The following is a 16,595-nucleotide window of genomic DNA, read 5'->3' on the forward strand; positions in this document are numbered from 1 at the left end:
GTAGCACGTGCTACCGGAAACGCGCACGAGTGGCGCAGCCGCCTACGCCGGTGTGCGGACGATGAGGGTGGAGCCGGGGAAGTAGGCGGCGAGTTCGGATCGCGCCTGCTTGAGCGTGGCGGTGCCGTAGCCCTGCTTGCGGAACTCCGGATGCACCCAGATCCGTACGTCGACCTCGTTTCCGGTCAGCTCGCCGAACGCGAACCCGACGGATTTCGGCTCGTCGCCCGAAAGATCCTCGGCCACAAGCCACATCGCGGACTCGTCGTCCATCAACTCGGCGCCGCGCTGTCGTTCGGACTCGACCCGCTCGTCGCTGTCGTCGCCCAGCTGGTCGGCGCAGCGCGCCGTGAACAACGCGGTATCGGCCGCACTGTGGGAGATGGGACGCAGCCGGAAATGCGCGCCGGTCGCGTACGGACGCGCCGCCGTCGTCCATTGCAGTACCGCATCGAGATCGTCGAGTTCCTCACGGATCTTCTTCCGCTCCGCCTGCGTCAGGCGGCGGAACGGAAGATTGAGCACGGCCTCCGCGCAGAACTCGCCGGTGTCGAGCAGTGATGCGAGCTTCGCGACCGCGTCGCCCCGATCCTTGCTCTCGACGATCACGTCGAGCACCTCGTGGCGTCGTTCGAGCGCCCGGAGCAGCGCGGCTGCGATCTCGCGCCGGTCGAGCACCTTGTCGTGATCGGTGGTTGCCATCGTGCGACATCCCTTCGTCGAAGAACTGGGCGTACGGGATTCAGTATTCCCGCACGTTCCGCTCGCGGCGACCGCGTGCTCCGGGTGATCCGGCTCACTCGCACACGACGACGGGAATGACGCGGTCGGTCCACGACTGGTACTTGTCGAAATCCGGATACATCGCGGTGAGGCGCGGCCAGTACGCCGCGCGCTCCGCATCGCTCGCCACGCGAGCGTGCATCGTCCGGATCCGCGACCTGATCTGCACGGTGACCTCGGGGTTCGCCTGGATGTTGCGGAACCACAAGGGATGCTTGGGAAGTCCTCCCTGGGAGGCGACCAGGATCACCTTGTCGCCGTCTTCGAGGAACAGCAGAGGAGCGGTGCGCGGCCGGCCGCTCTTCCGTCCGATCGTGGTCACCAGACATACGGGGACGCCCCGGGGGAATGCACTGCCGACCCGCCACCTGCCGCCGATGCGACCACCCGTGGCCCGGTACACGGCGACGTTCACGCGCGATCCCCACTTGATGATCGACGTCGTGGCCCCGGACCCCAGTCCTTTCGGGGCCTCCCCGGTACCCACCTCAGATCCGTTCGATGATGGTGCCCGTCGCGAGAGCGCCACCGGCGCACATCGAGATCAGTGCGGTCGACGCGTCGCGTCGCTCGAGTTCGTGCAGTGCGGTGGTGATGAGCCGGGAACCGGTGGAGCCGACCGGGTGGCCGAGCGCGATGGCGCCGCCGTTGACGTTGACCTTGTCCATGTCGGGTCCGTGCACCTGGGCCCAGGACAGCAGCACCGACGCGAACGCCTCGTTGACCTCGAACAGGTCGAGATCGCCGATGCTCATGCCTGCCTTCTCGAGAACCTTCGCCGTGGCCTGCACGGGGCCGTCGAGGTGGAATTCGGGTTCGGCGCCGACGAGAGCCTGCGCGACGATCCGTGCGCGCGGCTTCAGCCCGAGCGCCTTCGCCCGGTCGGAGTCCATGAGCAGGACGGCCGCCGCGCCGTCGGAGATCTGCGACGAGGTGCCGGCCGTGTGGATGCCGCCCTCGAGCACCGGCTTCAGCTTGGCCAGCGACTCGGTCGACGTCTCGCGCAGACCCTGGTCGCGGGTGACGGTCGCCTTCTCGCCGGTGCGGTTGCCCTCCTTGTCGACGACAGGGGCCACGACCGGCAGGACCTCGCGGTCGAACCGGCCCTCGTCCCAGGCCTGCTGAGCGAGTTGCTGCGACCGCACTCCGAGCGCGTCGACGTCCTCGCGGGTGATGCCGCGGCGCCGCGCGATACGTTCGGCGGCCTCGAACTGGTTGGGCATGTCGATGTTCCAGGACTCGGGGCGACGGGGGCCGGCCTGATCGCCGACGTTGGCACCGAGGGGGACCTGGGTCATTGCCTCGATGCCGCACGCGATGCCCACGTCGATGGCGCCGGTGGCGATGAGTCCGGCGATCAGGTGGTTGGCCTGCTGGGCCGATCCGCACTGGGCGTCGATGGTGGTGGCACCGGCCTGCCAGGGAAGCCCCGCGTTGAGCCACGCGGTGCGGGTGATGTTGTTGGACTGAGCGCCCGCCTGGGTGACGCAGCCACCGATGACCTGTTCGACGAGCTCGGCGTCGATGCCGGCGCGTTCGACGAGCCCGGCCTGGACGGCGCCCAGGATCTCGGCGGCGTGCAGGCCCGCGAGCCATCCGCCCCGCTTGCCGATCGGGGTCCGTGCGGCCTCGACGATGACTGGTGTGCCCACGGCGGGCTCCTTTCTCCTACGCTCTTCGCAAAATAGAACACGTTTTTCCGGCTGGCAACAGGACCGGCTTTTCCCAGTGGACGTGCAGATCCCTTGGTCGGAAGGCGCGTCTGTGTTTGAATGGTTTTAGAACGTGTTACATATCACGCGAGCGGTACCCGCCAGGGCAGGAGAGATATCAGTGGCGCAGCCGAACATCCCCGAAGACATCGACTTCACCGATCCCGATCTGTACGCAGACCGTATGCCTTTCGCAGAGTTCGCGGAACTGCGGAAGACCGCGCCGGTGTGGTGGAACAAGAAGTCTCCCGACGTCGGTGGGTTCCACGACGACGGATTCTGGGTTGTCTCCCGGCACGAGGAGGTCCGTGAGGTCTCCCGCCGGAGCGACGTGTTCTCCAACTGGGAGAACACAGCGATTCCGCGGTTCAACGACGACATTCCGCGCGAAGCCATCGAATTGCAGCGCCACGTCCTGCTCAACAAGGACGCACCCGAGCACACCAAGCTGCGCAAACTCGTCGCCCGCGGTTTCACCCCCCGTGCGATCAACGGCCTGCGTGACGAGCTCGATCGTCGCGCGAGAGCCATCGTGGGAGAGGCGTGCCAGGCCGGTCGTGGCGACTTCGTCACTCAGGTCGCGGCCGAGCTGCCGTTGCAGGCCATCGCCGACCTCATCGGTGTGCCGCAGGAGGATCGCGCCAAGCTCTTCGAGTGGTCCAACCAGATGACGGGCTACGACGATCCGGACAACACCGCCGATCCGGCGGCAGCGTCCATGGAAGTCCTCGGGTACGCCTACCAGATGGCCGCGGCCCGCAAGGAGAACCCGGCCGACGACATCGTCACCACCCTCATCGAGGCCGACATCGACGGTGACGAACTCGCTCCCGAAGAGTTCGGCTTCTTCTTCATCGTGCTCGCGGTGGCCGGCAACGAGACCACCCGCAACGCGATCACCCACGGCATGGCGGCGTTCCTCGACAATCCGGAGCAGTGGGAGATCTTCAAGCGCGACCGGCCGAAGACCGCCGCCGACGAGATCATCCGCTGGGCCACCCCGGTCACGTCGTTCCAGCGCACCGCCCTCGAGGACACCGAACTCGGCGGGCAGACGATCAAGAAGGGCGATCGCGTCGTCATGCTGTACGCGTCGGCCAACAACGACGAAGAAGTGTTCGACAACCCCCGCGAGTTCGACATCCTTCGTGATCCCAACCCGCACCTGGCATTCGGTGGAACGGGCGCGCACTACTGCCTGGGCGCGAACCTCGCACGTATGGAGATCGACCTGATCTTCAACGCGATCGCCGATCACATCCCGGACATCACGAAGATCGGCGACCCGCACCGTCTGCGGTCGGGCTGGCTCAACGGCATCAAGGAATTCCAGGTCGACTACAAGACCTCGGGTGGGTGCCCGGTCCAGCACTGACCGAACCGAACACCGACCGAACCGAACATCGAGGTCCCCGGCCGCCCCTGCGCGCCCGGGGACCTCGCACATCCCGTGTCGTCTACAGGACCTCGGACCTGCGGCCGATCCACCACATCGCGGCCCCCGCCGCGAGCACACCGGCTACCGATACACCGGTCGTGAGAACCGTCCACGAGTCCGGCGTCCACCCGGACGGAGAATCGGTGAGAGGCGTGTAGGCGGTCCATCCGAATCGGGTGAGCAGAGGCAACGCCATCACGGCGGGCAGCGAGAAGGACGCGGCGGTGACTGCGCTCGTCGACGGTAGTGCCGCGCTGATCGTGTACGCGGCTGCCACCGGAAGAACGAAGAAGGTCGCCAGGAGGTGGACGTTGTCCCAGGGCGCACGAGTGAAGATCGCCGTGATCGTGACGAACGCGAGCACGCCCACTCCGGCCGTCGGCCTCGGCGCGCGACGGCCCAGCCACGCGCCGACGGCGGCGAGCACGACCATCACGGCCGGCAGGAACCATCCGCCGGGAATCCACGAGGGAGCGGTACCCGCGGCGACGGCCACCGCGAAGGCGGCGAGCAGGACCGCTCCGCTTCTCTCGCGCAGCCACAGGGCAGCACCGATCACGAGTGGGACAGCGACGATGCCCCACAGCCATCGCCCGTTCCCGCCGGGACTCGCATCCGGAGACCACACGGCACTGTGAAGAGACCGATACAGCACGACGGCGACGAGCGGTAGGCCGATACCGACCACCGTTTCCCGTACATCCCATCGTCGTTCGTCGACCGAATCGAAAGCACCGGCACGCATCACGAGAACCGCTGTTGCCACCGCGATGACAGTCACCGAGAGAACCGTCCACACCGTGTTGGCGGGCTGCGCCGACACCTCCCGGTACAGGGCGCTTCCGGACGAGGACGCCGCGAACTCCCGGTATTCCGCGATGGGTTCTGCGGTGAGCAGCGCGGCAACGACGCCGCCGGCCATCACCGCGGGGAGCCGGGTGCCCGCAGTTCGGGCGCAGCAGACGACGAGGGCACCGAGCAGCAGGCCTGCACCGACCGCCGAGACGTACATGTCGAACCGCCACGCACCCGGGAGGGCGACGACCGCCACGAGTGCGGCTCCGGCCACGACGGCGCCGAGCGCGCCCACCCGGTGGCGTAACCACAGCGCGATCGACACGGCGACGAGCGCTCCCGTGGCAGACGCGGTGATACCCGAAGTTTCCACGGCACCGAAACCGAACCCGGTATCGAGTGGATAGGTGTCGACGCTCGGCGCGGCGAGGACGGTTCCGGCGGTGAAACTGCCGACGGCTGCGAGCATGTAGAGAATCCAGGAGGGCACCCCCTACCTTCTCCGAGCGGTCACCGGGACGCGGCGCCGACACGCCGGGCGACGATGCGATCAGGTCAGGCGGCGAAGATCCTCGGGGGTATCGACGTCTCCGGGGTCGGCGAGCCCGGTGCAGTCGAGACGCCGCACGCGTTCACGATTGCGGGCGAGGAAGGACCGCGCGCCCTCGTCGCCGGTGGCGTCGGCGGCGGCGCCCAGCGCATCGGCGATGTCGAAGACCACCGGGTGACCGGGGTGATCTCCGAAGACGGGGAGCGTCACCGTCCCCGTGTGGTGCACATCCAGGAGATGGCGGACCAATTCGGCTGTGATGCCGGGAAAATCGACGACGGTGAGCGCAACCCTCTGGTGGGCTCGTGCCGCGTCGACCCCGCGGCGCAGGGATGTCGACATGCCGACGGTCCAGTCGGGGTTGTAGACCGTTGTCGCTCCGGTAGGGCACGCGGCGGCCACATCGTCGCCGAATGCGCCCACGACCACGATCACGTCGTCACAACCACCTTCGAGCAGTGCCTCGACGACGGTATGCAGCAGGGGACGGCCGCGGTGGGGGAGCAGCGCTTTCGCCCGTCCGCCCAGCCGCGAGCCGTCCCCTGCCGCAAGAACGATCCCGGCTGTGCCCATGGCCCGACTCTACGAGACGGGGCGCACGGTTTTCATCGCGCGGTCCACTTCCCAGAACGCACGCAGCGAGACGATCCTCCCGTCGTCGTCCACGCGGTAGACGAACACGCCCTCCGCATCGATCAGATTGCCTGCCATCGTCGTACGGATGGTGCCGATGTTGACGCATTCGTCGCCGCAGACCAGCACGTCGTCGACGAGGAACTCGAGCTTGTCGGTGTTCGCGATGGTCATGTCGTAGAACTTCGCGATCGCCTCGGCACCGTGATGCCCCTTGCCCTCCGGATCGAAGCCGGACGGACCCACCGGATCCTCGACGCACGCGTTCTCCGCGAACAGCGCGAGCCACTCGTCCTTGCGTTTCCCGCTCGCCGCCGCCTGCGACGCCTTCGCTGCGATACGTGCCGGGTGTTCCTCGTTCACGCGGCATCCCTTCCGGGAATGTACTTGTCGGCGAACTTCCGCAGCGATTCCTGCTTCGCCTCGAGCGGGGAGTCGAAACCGTGGCCGTCGAAGATCCACGGCACCACGATGATGTCGGTGACCCCGGCGTCGGCCAGTTCGGCGTAACCGGAACCACCGAACCTGTCGACACACACCGTCTGGATCTCGAACGGCAGGTTGCTGCGGCCGTACTCGGCCCGCAATTCGCGCAGTCGGGTGATGACCCCGACCAGATCGTCGAACCCGATCATCGCCGACGTCCAGCCGTCGCCGACCCGCGCGGCGCGACGCAGCGCCGCGTCGGTATGCCCACCGACGTAGAGCGGTACCGGTGCGGTGGGCGCGGGACTCATCTGCAGGCGGTCGAAGTCGTAGAACTCGCCGTGATGTTCGACCATGCCGCCGTCGAGGATCAGCTTCAGAACGTCGATCATCTCGTCGACGCGCTTGCCGCGCTTCGCGTAGGGCACACCGCACCACTCGAATTCTTCCGGCGCCCAGCCGATTCCGACGCCCAGTCCGAACCGGTTCCCGGTGAGGTTCGCAACGGATCCGACCTGCCGCGCCAGCAGCACCGGATTGCGGGAGCCGAGCTTGAGCACCTGGGTGTAGAACCGGATCGTCGACGTGCTCGCCGCCATCGACGCCGCGGCGATGAGTGGGTCCACCCAGGGGGTATCGGGCGTCCACATCCGCGAACCGTCGGGGGTGTACGGATAGTCGACCGTCTGCTTCTCCATGTAGAACAGGGAATCGGGCAGTGCGATCGAGGTGTATCCGCACTCCTCGGCGGTCTGCGCGATGCCGGTGAGCTGGTCGAGCGGGGTCATCGCGACCCCGACGGTGAACGAGACCATGATGCCTCCTAATTCGTGGGCCGGTCGGAGCCCACCACCCACATGGAGAAGTACTGGGATCCACCGCCGTAGGCATGTCCGAGTGCCTTGCGGGCGCCGTCGACCTGGTGATCTCCCGCCGTGCCCATCACCTGGATCGCGGCTTCGGCGAACCGGATCATGCCCGACGCGCCGATGGGGTTGGAGCAGAGCACGCCGCCGGACATGTTGACCGGCAGCCGACCGCCGATCGCCGTCTCGCCGGCCTCGGTGAGCTTCCAGCCCGAACCCTCGGACGCGAAACCGAGATTCTCGAGCCACATCGGCTCGAACCACGAGAACGGCACGTAGATCTCGGCACAGTCGATCTCGGTGAGCGGATCGGTGATACCGGCCTGCTTCCACAGTGCCGCGGCAGCGACCCGTCCGGCCTCCGGATTCACCTGATCGCGCCCGGCGTAGGTGGTGGGTTCGGTGCGCATCGCCGTGGCATGGATCCACGCCACCCGGCGGCCGGCCTGCTCGGCGGCCTTCGCGGTGTCCTCGTCGCCGAGCACGACTGCGCACGCACCGTCGGACGACGGGCACGTCTCGTCGTACCGGATCGGATCCCACAGCATCTGCGACGCCTGCACCTTCTCGAGGGTGATGTCCGGCTGCTTCAGATGCGCATAAGGGTTCTTCGCACCGTTGATGCGGTCCTTGACGGCGACCATCGCCCCGATGTGCTCGGGGGCACCGGCCCGTCGGATGTACGAGCGGACGTGCGGGGCGAAGTAGCCGCCCGCGCCCGCACCCACCGGCATGGTGAACGGTACGGGAGTGGACAGCGCCCACATGGCGTTGGATTCGGACTGCTTCTCCCAGGCGACGGCCAGCACCCGGCGGTGGACGCCGGCCTGCACGAGGCTCGCGGCGACGTTGGCCGTCGACCCTCCGACCGATCCGGCGGTGTGCACCCGCAGCATCGGTTTACCCGTGGCGCCGATGGCGTCGACCATCGACAGTTCGGGCATCATGACGCCCTCGAACAGGTCGGGGGCCTTGCCGATCACCACGGCGTCGATGTCGTCCCAGCCGACCTGGGCGTCGGCCATCGCGCGATCGATCGCCTCGCGCACCAGGCCGGACATCGACACGTCGTGCCGCTTGGCGACATAATGGGTCTGCCCTGTACCGAGAACAGCGGCCGGTTGCTTCGCCATCAGTTGCGTCCCTCCAGAACGGCTACCAGATTCTGTTGCAGCACAGCACCGCTCGTGGCGTGAGCGAGTGCACGACCCGCTGTGCCGTCCATGATCGCCTGTGCCGCGTAACCGATGCGCTCGAGACCGCCGGAGAACATCGGGTTGCCCGTCAGCGGCCCACCGGACGGGTTGATCGTCGTCGACTCGCCCAGGCCGATCGCCTCGCGCAGGATGAGTTCCTGGTGCGTGAACGGTGCATGCAACTCGGCGACGTCGAAGGCGGTGTCCCCGCCGGTGACGGCCTGCGCTGCGGCCCGGGTCGAGGGTGAGACGGTCAGATCGAGCGCGCCGAAGTTCGGTGAATCGGTGCGATGCTCGATCCCGGTGATCCACGCCGGGTTCTCGCACAGCTCGCGCGCCCGGTCGCCGGTCGCGAGGACGATCGCGGCGGCGCCGTCGGTGACGGGGGCGCAGTCGTGCTTGCGCAGCGGGTCGGCGATGTACGGCTGGGCGAGCAGTTCGTCGATGTCGAAGTCGCCGGAGAGTTGCGCCTTGGGGTTGTTCTTGGCGGCGGCGCGGCTACGGACCGCGACCTCGGCCATCTCGCGGTCGGTCCACTTACCGGATTCGAGACCCAGGCGGGCCTGCAGGCCCGCGAGCGAGACGGAGTCGACGCCCAGAGGGGCCACGAGGTACGGATCGAGCTGCAGGGAGAGGGTGCGGCGCAGAGTGCCGGCCGAGGACTTGCCGAAGCCGTACACGAGGGCGGTGTCGACCTCACCGGTGATGAGCTTGACCCACGCCTCGTAGAGCGCCCAGGCCGCATCCATCTCGACGTGCGATTCGTTGATGGGCGGGACGGCGCCGATCGCATCGATCGCCGAGATGAACGAGAATGCTCGTCCGGCAAGGTAATCGGAGGAACCCGAACACCAGAAACCGATGTCGGACTTGGTGATGCCGAGCTTGCCGTACAGCTCCTGGAAACACGGGACGAGCATCTCGACGCCGTTGGTGGTGCCGAACGTCTCGCGCACGTGCGGAGCGTGCGCGAAGCCGACGACTGCAATGTCTGTCATGTATCCGCCGCTCTCAGAGGTGGTGTTCGAAGGTGTCGTAGTCGGCGTCGGGTTCGCCGGTGGGACGGAAGTACTCGATGTTGCGCAGCGTGTGATCCCACTCCTCGCGAGGACGCCATTTCGCTTCGACACGCATGCCCATCCGCACCTCGGACGCGTCGCATTCGAGGATCAGGTGCAGGAACGGGATGTCGGCACCGTCGAGCAGTACGTAGGCGGCGACATAGGGCGGCTCGATCTGCTGGCCGAGGAACGGCACGTTCACGATGCAGAAGGTGGTGACGATGCCCTTGTCGGACACTTCCACGGGTTCCTTCGTCGGTACACCGTCGGTGGGGCTCGCACCGCGCGGGGGTACGTAGACCTTCCCGCCCGGGCCGGTGCGGCCACCGATGATCCTGCCGTCCTTCAACCCTCGCAGATACCAGGATTCCTCGGGAGAGGCGGAATGCCGGTAGTCCAGGTCGACGGGAGTGGTGATCATCGTGACCGGATCACCCTCGGCCGCGGCGACGGTGATCGTCGCCTCACCGGGTTCGAACGCTTCGATGTCGTGGATGTCGCCGGTGCGTTCGGTGGCCCACCGCACACGTACACGCAGACCCGTCTCGATGTCGTCCGGGGAGGCGACGTCGACGGCGTGCAGGAGTGCGGTGTCGGCTCCGTCGAGGCGGATCAGTGCCCAGGCGAAGGGACGGTCGAAGGGCTGTCCGGGCAGCGGTTCGGCGTTCCACGTCCAGCTCACCACGGTGCCGGTCTGTCCGACCTCGACGACATCGGTGAGTGGTTCATGGGTGACCGCGTCGTATTCGGGTGGTGGGACGAGGACCCGTCCGTCGGATCCGCGGGCGCCGAGAATGCGGCCGTCGCGCAGTCCGGTGACGAAGGCTCCGACGGTCGGCCCGGTGGATCGTGTGTAGTCGAACTTCAGATTCAGCGGTGCGCTCAGCGGTGGCTCGGCAACCGCGCTCTTTCCCAGGCTCACAATTTCGAGTAGAACAGGTTCTAGTGGTGCTGGCAAGAGCGGCGCGCGAACTGCATCTCTCCACGATTCGCCCGACAGGAAAGGCGTCCAATGAAACTGGGACTGCAACTCGGCTACTGGGGTGCTCAGCCGCCCTCGAACGCACCGGAACTCGTTGCTGCGGCCGAGGCCGAAGGATTCGACGCCGTCTTCGCTGCCGAATCGTGGGGTTCGGACGCGTTCACGCCGCTGGCCTGGTGGGGCTCGTCCACGGAACGGGTGCGGCTCGGCACGTCCGTCGTGCAGATCTCCGCCCGTACTCCGACGAGTTGCGCGATGCACGCGCTGACGCTCGATCACCTCTCGAACGGCCGGCACATCCTCGGTCTCGGCGTCTCGGGGCCGCAGGTGGTGGAGGGCTGGTACGGGCAGCCGTTCGCCAAGCCCCTCGCACGGACCCGCGAGTACGTCGATGTGATCCGCAAGGTGCTCGCGCGCGAAGTGCCGGTGACCAGCGACGGACCGCACTTCCCGCTGCCCTACGCGGGCACCGGATCAACCGGGCTCGGTAAACCGCTCAAGCCCATCACGCATCCGCTGCGCTCGGACATCCCGATCTGGATCGGTGCCGAAGGCCCGAAGAACGTCGCGCTCACCGCCGAGATCGCCGACGGCTGGCTCGCGATCTACTACACCCCGCGCCTGGCGTCGATGTACGACGAATGGCTCGACGAGGGGTTCGCCCGGCCGGGCGCCCGGCGCACCCGTGAGGACTTCGAGATCGCGGCGACCTGCCAGGTGGTGATCACGGACGATCGCGCAGGGACGATCGCGGCGATGAAACCGGTGACCGCGCTGTACGTCGGCGGAATGGGTGCGCCGGAGTTGAACTTCCACGCGCAGGTCTACCGGCGGATGGGATACGAGGCCGTGGTCGACGAGGTGACCGCGCTGTTCCGTGCCGGTCGCAAGGACGAGGCGGCGGCAGCGATCCCGGACGAGATGGTCACCGAGACGATGATCGTCGGGAACGCCGACGAAGTGCGCGAGGGTGTGAAGCGGTGGGAGGAGGCCGGCGTGACCATGCTGCTGGTCGGTTGCCGCGACGTCGACCAGGTCCGCACGATCGCCGACCTGGTGTTGCGCTAGGAACGAGCACGACGCGGACGGAAAAGACCTGCCCCGAAAGCATTTCCGTCCGCGCCACGTATCGGATGTCAGGAGCTGTAGGCCGCCTTCAGCTTGCCCTTCACCAACTTTCCGGTGGGGGTACGGGGCAGTTCGTCGACGAAGTCCACCGTCCGCGGCACCTTGAAGTGCGCGACCCGCTCACGGACGTACGAGATCAGTTCGTCGGCGAGTTCGGGTGATCCGGTGGCGTCGGACGACACCTGGACGACCGCCTTGACCTCCTCGCCCATCTCCGGGTGCGGCACACCGATCACGGCGACGTCCTCGACGGCCGGGTGCAGCGCGAGGATGTTCTCGATCTCCTGCGGATAGATGTTCACACCACCGGAGATGATCGTGAACGACTTACGGTCGGTCAGATACAGATAGCCGTCCTCGTCGAGATAGCCGAGATCACCGACGGTGGTCCAGTTCGGGTGATCGGGATGCTGTGATGCCGCCGTCTTCACGGGATCGTTGTGGTACGAGAACGGGACGTTCTCGGTTTCGAGGTAGATGGTCCCCACCTCGCCGGTGGGCAGCTCCCGGCCCTCCTCGTCACAGATGTGCGCGGGACCGAGCACGCTCTTGCCCACCGAACCCGGGTGGTCGAGCCATTCCTGGCTGTTGATGAAGGTGATCCCGTTGGCCTCGGTGGAGCTGTAGTACTCGTAGATCACCGGCCCGAGCCATTCGATCATCGCCCGCTTGACCTCGGGCGGGCACGGAGCTGCGGCGTGGACGAGCACGCGCAGGCTCGACAGGTCGTGGCGGGAGCGGATCTCGTCGTCGAGTTTGAGCATGCGGACGAACATCGTCGGCACCATCTGCGCTGCGGTGATCTCGTGCTCCTCGATGTGTCGCAGCGCGGTCTCGGCGTCGAACTTCTCGGCCAGGACCACCGTGCCGCCGAGGGCGTGGATCGCGCCGCCCCAGCGCAGGGGTGCCGCATGGTAGATCGGGGCGGGGGAGTAGTAGACGTCGGAATCGGTGATGCCGAAGAGGAACTGCGCCACCGTCACCAGCGATTCGCCGGGTTCGTCGACTCGACATTCCGGCAGTGGGGGCTGGATCCCCTTGGGAAAGCCCGTGGTTCCGGACGAATACAACATGATGGCGCCGCGCGGCTCCTCGTCGAGCCGGGGACCGGCCGAGGCGAGGGCGTCCTCGTACGACCCGAAGCCGCGCACGGCGCCGCCGAAGGCGAGTCGCACCGAATCGGTCGCGACCTTCTCGCCGACCTGTTCGGGGAGTTCGTCGAGTGTCGCCGACGCGATCAGGGCCTTCGCGCCACTGTCCTCGAGGATGTAGGCCACCTCCCCGGCGGTGAGGTGACTGTTGACCGCCGTGATGTACAGGCCGGACCGGAGGGCGGCCCAGAAGACCTCGAAGGCCTCGGGCTGATTGTCGGTGAGCAGGGCGACGACGTCACCGGTGCGCAGACCCGCGTCGTGCAGGACGCGGGCCAGCGCTGCCGACCGGTCGTCGAGTTCGCGGTAGGTCAGACTCCGGTCACTGTCGGCGAGGACGACCGCCAGTTTGTCCGGGTTGGTCCGCGCGTGCACTCCTGGATACATGGGGCTCCTCATTGCCTCGACATCGCCTCGACGAACGCTGTGATCTTGTGTTCTGTATCACAGTCAACAATGTAGCAGAGCTAAGGAGATGGTTGTGACCGCGCTCTCACCAGTGGGAATGCGGTCCGCGGTGGGGCAGGTCAGGAACCCGAGAACTTCGGAGCACGCTTCTCCGCGAACGCCCGCGGCCCCTCCTTGGCGTCGGCGCTCTTGAAGACGGCGGCACCCAGTTCGGCGTCGATCCGGAACGCGTCCTCTTCGTGCAGTCCTTCGGAATCGCGGATCGTCCGGAGGATGGCCTGCACGGCAACCGGGCCGTTGTTCGCGATGGTCTCGGCGATCTCGAGGGCCTTGTCGAGCGCGGTGCCGTCCGGAACGACGTAACCGATGAGTCCGATCTCCTTGGCTTCGGCGGCCTCGATGTGGCGTCCGGTGAGCAGGATGTCGGCGGCGATCGTGTACGGGATCTGACGGACGAGACGCACCGCGGACCCGCCGAGCGGGAAGAGCCCCCACTTCGCCTCGGAAACACCGAATTTCGCGCTCTCGCCGGCCACTCGGATATCGGTACCCTGCAGGATCTCGGTGCCACCGGCGATGGCGGCACCCTCCACGGCCGCGATGAGCGGCTTGGTCAGACGGCGACCCTTGAGCAACGCCGGCAACCGTGTGAGGTCCCAGCCGCCACCGTTGCCTTTCCCGTCGCTTCGCTCGCCCTGCTCGAATGCGTCTCCGGGCGGTGCCGCGTTCATCGCCTTGAGATCGGCTCCCGCGCAGAACGCTCCACCGGAACCGGTGAGGATCGCGACGCGGATCTCGGGATCGCTGTCGACGCGATCCCAGGCCTCGTTCATGATCGCCATCATTTCGCCGGACAGCGCATTTCGTGCCTCGGGGCGGTTGAGCGTGACGATCAGAACGTGGCCGCGTTGCTCGACGAGGCAATGCGGTTCGCGGGACGAGATGTCCGAATCGGCTGCGCCGGGGGCTTCGGTAGCGGACACTGGCGGGACTCCTCGCAGGATTGTGAACTGGATCATATTCGGGTCTTGTCAGAAACGGTAACACGTTCTACTTTTGTCAGCGTGGCCCTAAACATCGCAGACCTCGTCGAACACGCAATCGACCTCGTTCCCGAGCGCGTCGCGCTGGCTTCGGACGGACGTGAGGTCACCTACGCACAGCTGGAGGAACGAGCCAACCGACTTGCTCATTACCTGCGCGAACAAGGTGTGAAGCCGGGCGACAAGGTCGGCATCTACTCGCGCAACACCATCGAGGCCGTCGAGGCGATGATCGCGGTCTTCAAGATCCGCGCGATCATGATCAACGTCAACTACCGCTATGTCGAGAACGAGTTGCAGTACATCTTCGACAACTCCGACATGGTCGCGCTCGTCCACGAACGTCGCTACTCCGACAAGGTCGCGAACGTCCTGCCGAACACTCCGCTGGTGAAGACCGTGATCGTCGTGGAGGACGGCACCGACGCCGACTTCTCGTCCTATGCCGGCATCGAATACGAAGCGGCGCTGGCGCAGAGCAACCCGGAACGCGACTTCGAAGCACGCAGCGCCGACGACATCTACATGCTCTACACCGGCGGCACCACCGGTCACCCCAAGGGCGTGATGTGGCGTCACGAGGACGTGTGGCGCGTCCTCGGCGGCGGTATCAACTTCATGACCGGGGAATGGGTCAAGGACGAGTGGCAGCTGGCGAAGGAGGGCGCCGAGAATCCCGGTCTCGTGCGCTATCCCATCCCGCCGATGATCCACGGCGGCGCCCAGTGGGCGCTGTTCCAGTCGTTGTTCAGCGGCGGCAAGGTCGTCATGCACCCCGAGTTCTCGGGCCACGAGGTGTGGCGCATCATCGACGACCACAAGGTCAACGTCATCTTCATCACCGGCGACGCCATGGCCCGCCCCATGCTCGACGCACTGGAGGAGGGCAACCCGACAACCGGTGAGCCCTACGACCTCTCGACCCTGTTCGCCATGGCATCGAGTGCGGCCCTGTTCTCCCCGTCCATCAAGGACCGTTTCCTCGACCTGCTGCCCGGCAAGATCATCACCGACTCCATCGGCTCGTCCGAGACCGGCTTCGGTGGCATCGGCATCGCCGAGAAGGGCAAGACCCTCGGCGGCGGCCCCACGGTGAAGATCGACGAGTCCACCACCGTCCTCGACGACGACGGCAATCCGATCGAACCGGGTTCCGAGAAGGTCGGCATGGTCGCGCGCACCGGCAACATCCCGCTCGGCTACTACAAGGACGAGGCCAAGACCAAGGCCACCTTCCGCGAGTACAACGGGATCCGCTACTCGATCCCCGGCGACTACGCGCGGGTCGAGGCCGACGGCACCGTCACGATGCTCGGCCGCGGATCGGTCTCGATCAACAGCGGCGGTGAGAAGGTCTACCCCGAAGAGGTCGAGGGTGCACTCAAGCAGCACCCGGCCGTCTTCGACGCACTGGTCGTGGGTGTTCCCGACGAGCGGTTCGGCGAACGGGTCTCCGCCGTCGTCGCGCGACGCGAGGACGCGCAGGTCACGCTCGAGGAACTCACCGCGACGGCACGATCGCAGATCGCGGGGTACAAGGTGCCGCGCGCAGTGTGGTTCGTCGACGAGATCAAGCGATCGCCGGCCGGCAAACCCGATTACCGGTGGGCCAAGGATCAGACGGAACTGCGCCCGGCCGACGAGGTCTACGACAACGGCGACGGCAACGGCGCCGCGGCGGCGGGATAGAGGGACACATGCAGACCGGCCTCAGCAAGAAGTTCGGTGTCGAGTATCCGATCTTCGGCTTCACACCCTCCGAACACGTCGCGGCGGCGATCAGCCGTGCGGGCGGACTCGGTGTCCTCGGGTGCGTGCGGTTCAACGACCCCGACGAACTCGACACCGTCCTGACATGGATGGACGAGAACACCGACGGCAAGCCGTACGGCGTCGACATCGTGATGCCCGCCGAGGTGCCCACCGAAGGCACCGCGGTGGACCTCGACAGGTTGATCCCGGCCGAGCACCGCGCCTTCGTGAACCGCACGCTCGACGAACTCGGTGTTCCGCCCCTGTCCGACGACGTCGGTGAGGCGAGCGGTGTTCTGGGCTGGTTGCATTCGGTCGCACGCTCGCACGTGGAGGTCGCCCTCGCCCACCGGCCGGCGCTGATCGCGAACGCCCTCGGGTCACCGCCGAAGGACGTCATCGACCTCGCGCACGACAAGGGCGTGCCGGTCGCGGCGCTCGCGGGTGCGGTCGAACACGCGAAGCGGCACGTCGAGAACGGTGTCGACATCGTGATCGCGCAGGGCTACGAGGCCGGGGGCCACACCGGCGAGATCGCGTCGATGGTGCTGTGGCCCGAGATCGTCGACGCACTCGGTGATTCGGCGGCCGTGCTCGCCGCCGGCGGTGTGGGATCGGGACGGCAGGTCGCGGCGGCACTGGCCCTCGGTGCCTCCGGTGTGTGGATGGGC

16 protein-coding genes are annotated in these 16,595 nt (G+C 66.9%); 4 read left to right on the top strand and 12 right to left on the bottom strand.

Annotated features, from left to right (window positions below; translation table 11 throughout):
* Window positions 1–42 precede the first annotated feature (42 nt).
* The 3 genes from R1101_RS0102310 to R1101_RS0102320 form a co-directional block, all read right to left on the bottom strand.
* A complete protein-coding gene (locus tag R1101_RS0102310) occupies window positions 43–702 on the bottom strand; it encodes a GNAT family N-acetyltransferase (protein WP_016931879.1) in 660 nt (219 codons plus the stop codon).
* 94 nt (window positions 703–796) lie between these two features.
* Window positions 797–1,270 (bottom strand): nitroreductase family deazaflavin-dependent oxidoreductase, encoded by a 474-nt coding sequence (locus tag R1101_RS0102315; protein ID WP_016931880.1) that lies wholly within the window; start codon window positions 1,268–1,270, stop codon window positions 797–799.
* Between the two features lies 1 nt (window position 1,271).
* On the bottom strand, window positions 1,272–2,435 hold the full coding sequence (locus R1101_RS0102320) for a steroid 3-ketoacyl-CoA thiolase (RefSeq protein ID WP_016931881.1): 1,164 nt from the start codon (window positions 2,433–2,435) through the stop codon (window positions 1,272–1,274).
* A 181-nt stretch (window positions 2,436–2,616) separates the two neighbouring features.
* On the opposite strand from R1101_RS0102320, the gene R1101_RS0102325 reads away from it, so the two are divergent.
* Complete coding sequence (locus R1101_RS0102325) at window positions 2,617–3,870, top strand: cytochrome P450 (protein WP_016931882.1); 1,254 nt, start codon at window positions 2,617–2,619, stop codon at window positions 3,868–3,870.
* A gap of 82 nt (window positions 3,871–3,952) precedes the next feature.
* Here R1101_RS0102325 and R1101_RS0102330 read toward each other — a convergent pair whose 3' ends face one another.
* The 7 genes from R1101_RS0102330 to R1101_RS0102360 are packed head-to-tail and all read right to left on the bottom strand — an operon-like array spanning window position 3,953 to window position 10,382.
* The gene (locus tag R1101_RS0102330; RefSeq protein WP_016931883.1) at window positions 3,953–5,218 is read right to left on the bottom strand and encodes a hypothetical protein; all 1,266 of its coding nucleotides are present in this window, start codon (window positions 5,216–5,218) and stop codon (window positions 3,953–3,955) included.
* Window positions 5,219–5,278: 60 nt separating this feature from the next.
* Window positions 5,279–5,851 carry a nucleotidyltransferase family protein gene (locus R1101_RS0102335; RefSeq protein WP_016931884.1) on the bottom strand — a complete coding sequence of 191 codons (573 nt, stop codon included), beginning with the start codon at window positions 5,849–5,851 and terminating at the stop codon, window positions 5,279–5,281.
* A 9-nt stretch (window positions 5,852–5,860) separates the two neighbouring features.
* Window positions 5,861–6,274, bottom strand: coding sequence for a nuclear transport factor 2 family protein (locus tag R1101_RS0102340; RefSeq protein ID WP_016931885.1), 414 nt, complete (start codon window positions 6,272–6,274; stop codon window positions 5,861–5,863).
* Window positions 6,271–7,152 carry a TIGR03619 family F420-dependent LLM class oxidoreductase gene (locus R1101_RS0102345; RefSeq protein WP_016931886.1) on the bottom strand — a complete coding sequence of 294 codons (882 nt, stop codon included), beginning with the start codon at window positions 7,150–7,152 and terminating at the stop codon, window positions 6,271–6,273. The genes R1101_RS0102340 and R1101_RS0102345 overlap by 4 nt, the downstream gene beginning before the upstream one ends.
* Window positions 7,153–7,160: 8 nt before the next feature.
* Window positions 7,161–8,336 (bottom strand): thiolase domain-containing protein, encoded by a 1,176-nt coding sequence (locus R1101_RS0102350; RefSeq protein ID WP_016931887.1) that lies wholly within the window; start codon window positions 8,334–8,336, stop codon window positions 7,161–7,163.
* Entirely contained in the window at window positions 8,336–9,397 is a 1,062-nt protein-coding gene (locus R1101_RS0102355; RefSeq protein WP_016931888.1) for a thiolase domain-containing protein, read from the bottom strand. The genes R1101_RS0102350 and R1101_RS0102355 overlap by 1 nt, the downstream gene beginning before the upstream one ends.
* A 13-nt stretch (window positions 9,398–9,410) precedes the next feature.
* The gene (locus tag R1101_RS0102360) at window positions 9,411–10,382 is read right to left on the bottom strand and encodes a Zn-ribbon domain-containing OB-fold protein (RefSeq protein WP_016931889.1); all 972 of its coding nucleotides are present in this window, start codon (window positions 10,380–10,382) and stop codon (window positions 9,411–9,413) included.
* Window positions 10,383–10,472: 90 nt separating this feature from the next.
* Here R1101_RS0102360 and R1101_RS0102365 point away from each other — a divergent pair, with 90 nt between their 5' ends.
* Window positions 10,473–11,510, top strand: a complete 1,038-nt coding sequence (locus R1101_RS0102365; protein WP_016931890.1) for an LLM class F420-dependent oxidoreductase — start codon at window positions 10,473–10,475, stop codon at window positions 11,508–11,510.
* 68 nt (window positions 11,511–11,578) lie between these two features.
* On the opposite strand, the gene R1101_RS0102370 is transcribed toward R1101_RS0102365, so the two are convergent.
* Together R1101_RS0102370 and R1101_RS0102375 are read right to left on the bottom strand one after the other, a co-directional pair.
* The gene (locus tag R1101_RS0102370; protein WP_016931891.1) at window positions 11,579–13,108 is read right to left on the bottom strand and encodes an AMP-binding protein; all 1,530 of its coding nucleotides are present in this window, start codon (window positions 13,106–13,108) and stop codon (window positions 11,579–11,581) included.
* 140 nt (window positions 13,109–13,248) lie between these two features.
* Window positions 13,249–14,148 (bottom strand): crotonase/enoyl-CoA hydratase family protein, encoded by a 900-nt coding sequence (locus R1101_RS0102375; protein WP_016931892.1) that lies wholly within the window; start codon window positions 14,146–14,148, stop codon window positions 13,249–13,251.
* A 45-nt stretch (window positions 14,149–14,193) separates the two neighbouring features.
* Here R1101_RS0102375 and R1101_RS0102380 point away from each other — a divergent pair, with 45 nt between their 5' ends.
* Entirely contained in the window at window positions 14,194–15,861 is a 1,668-nt protein-coding gene (locus R1101_RS0102380) for an acyl-CoA synthetase (RefSeq protein ID WP_016931893.1), read from the top strand.
* 8 nt (window positions 15,862–15,869) lie between these two features.
* The coding region (locus tag R1101_RS0102385; protein WP_016931894.1) for a nitronate monooxygenase at window positions 15,870–16,595 on the top strand (726 nt) is incomplete at its 3' end.

The organism is Rhodococcus sp. R1101, from assembly GCF_000278445.1.
GTDB lineage: Bacteria > Actinomycetota > Actinomycetes > Mycobacteriales > Mycobacteriaceae > Rhodococcus > Rhodococcus gordoniae.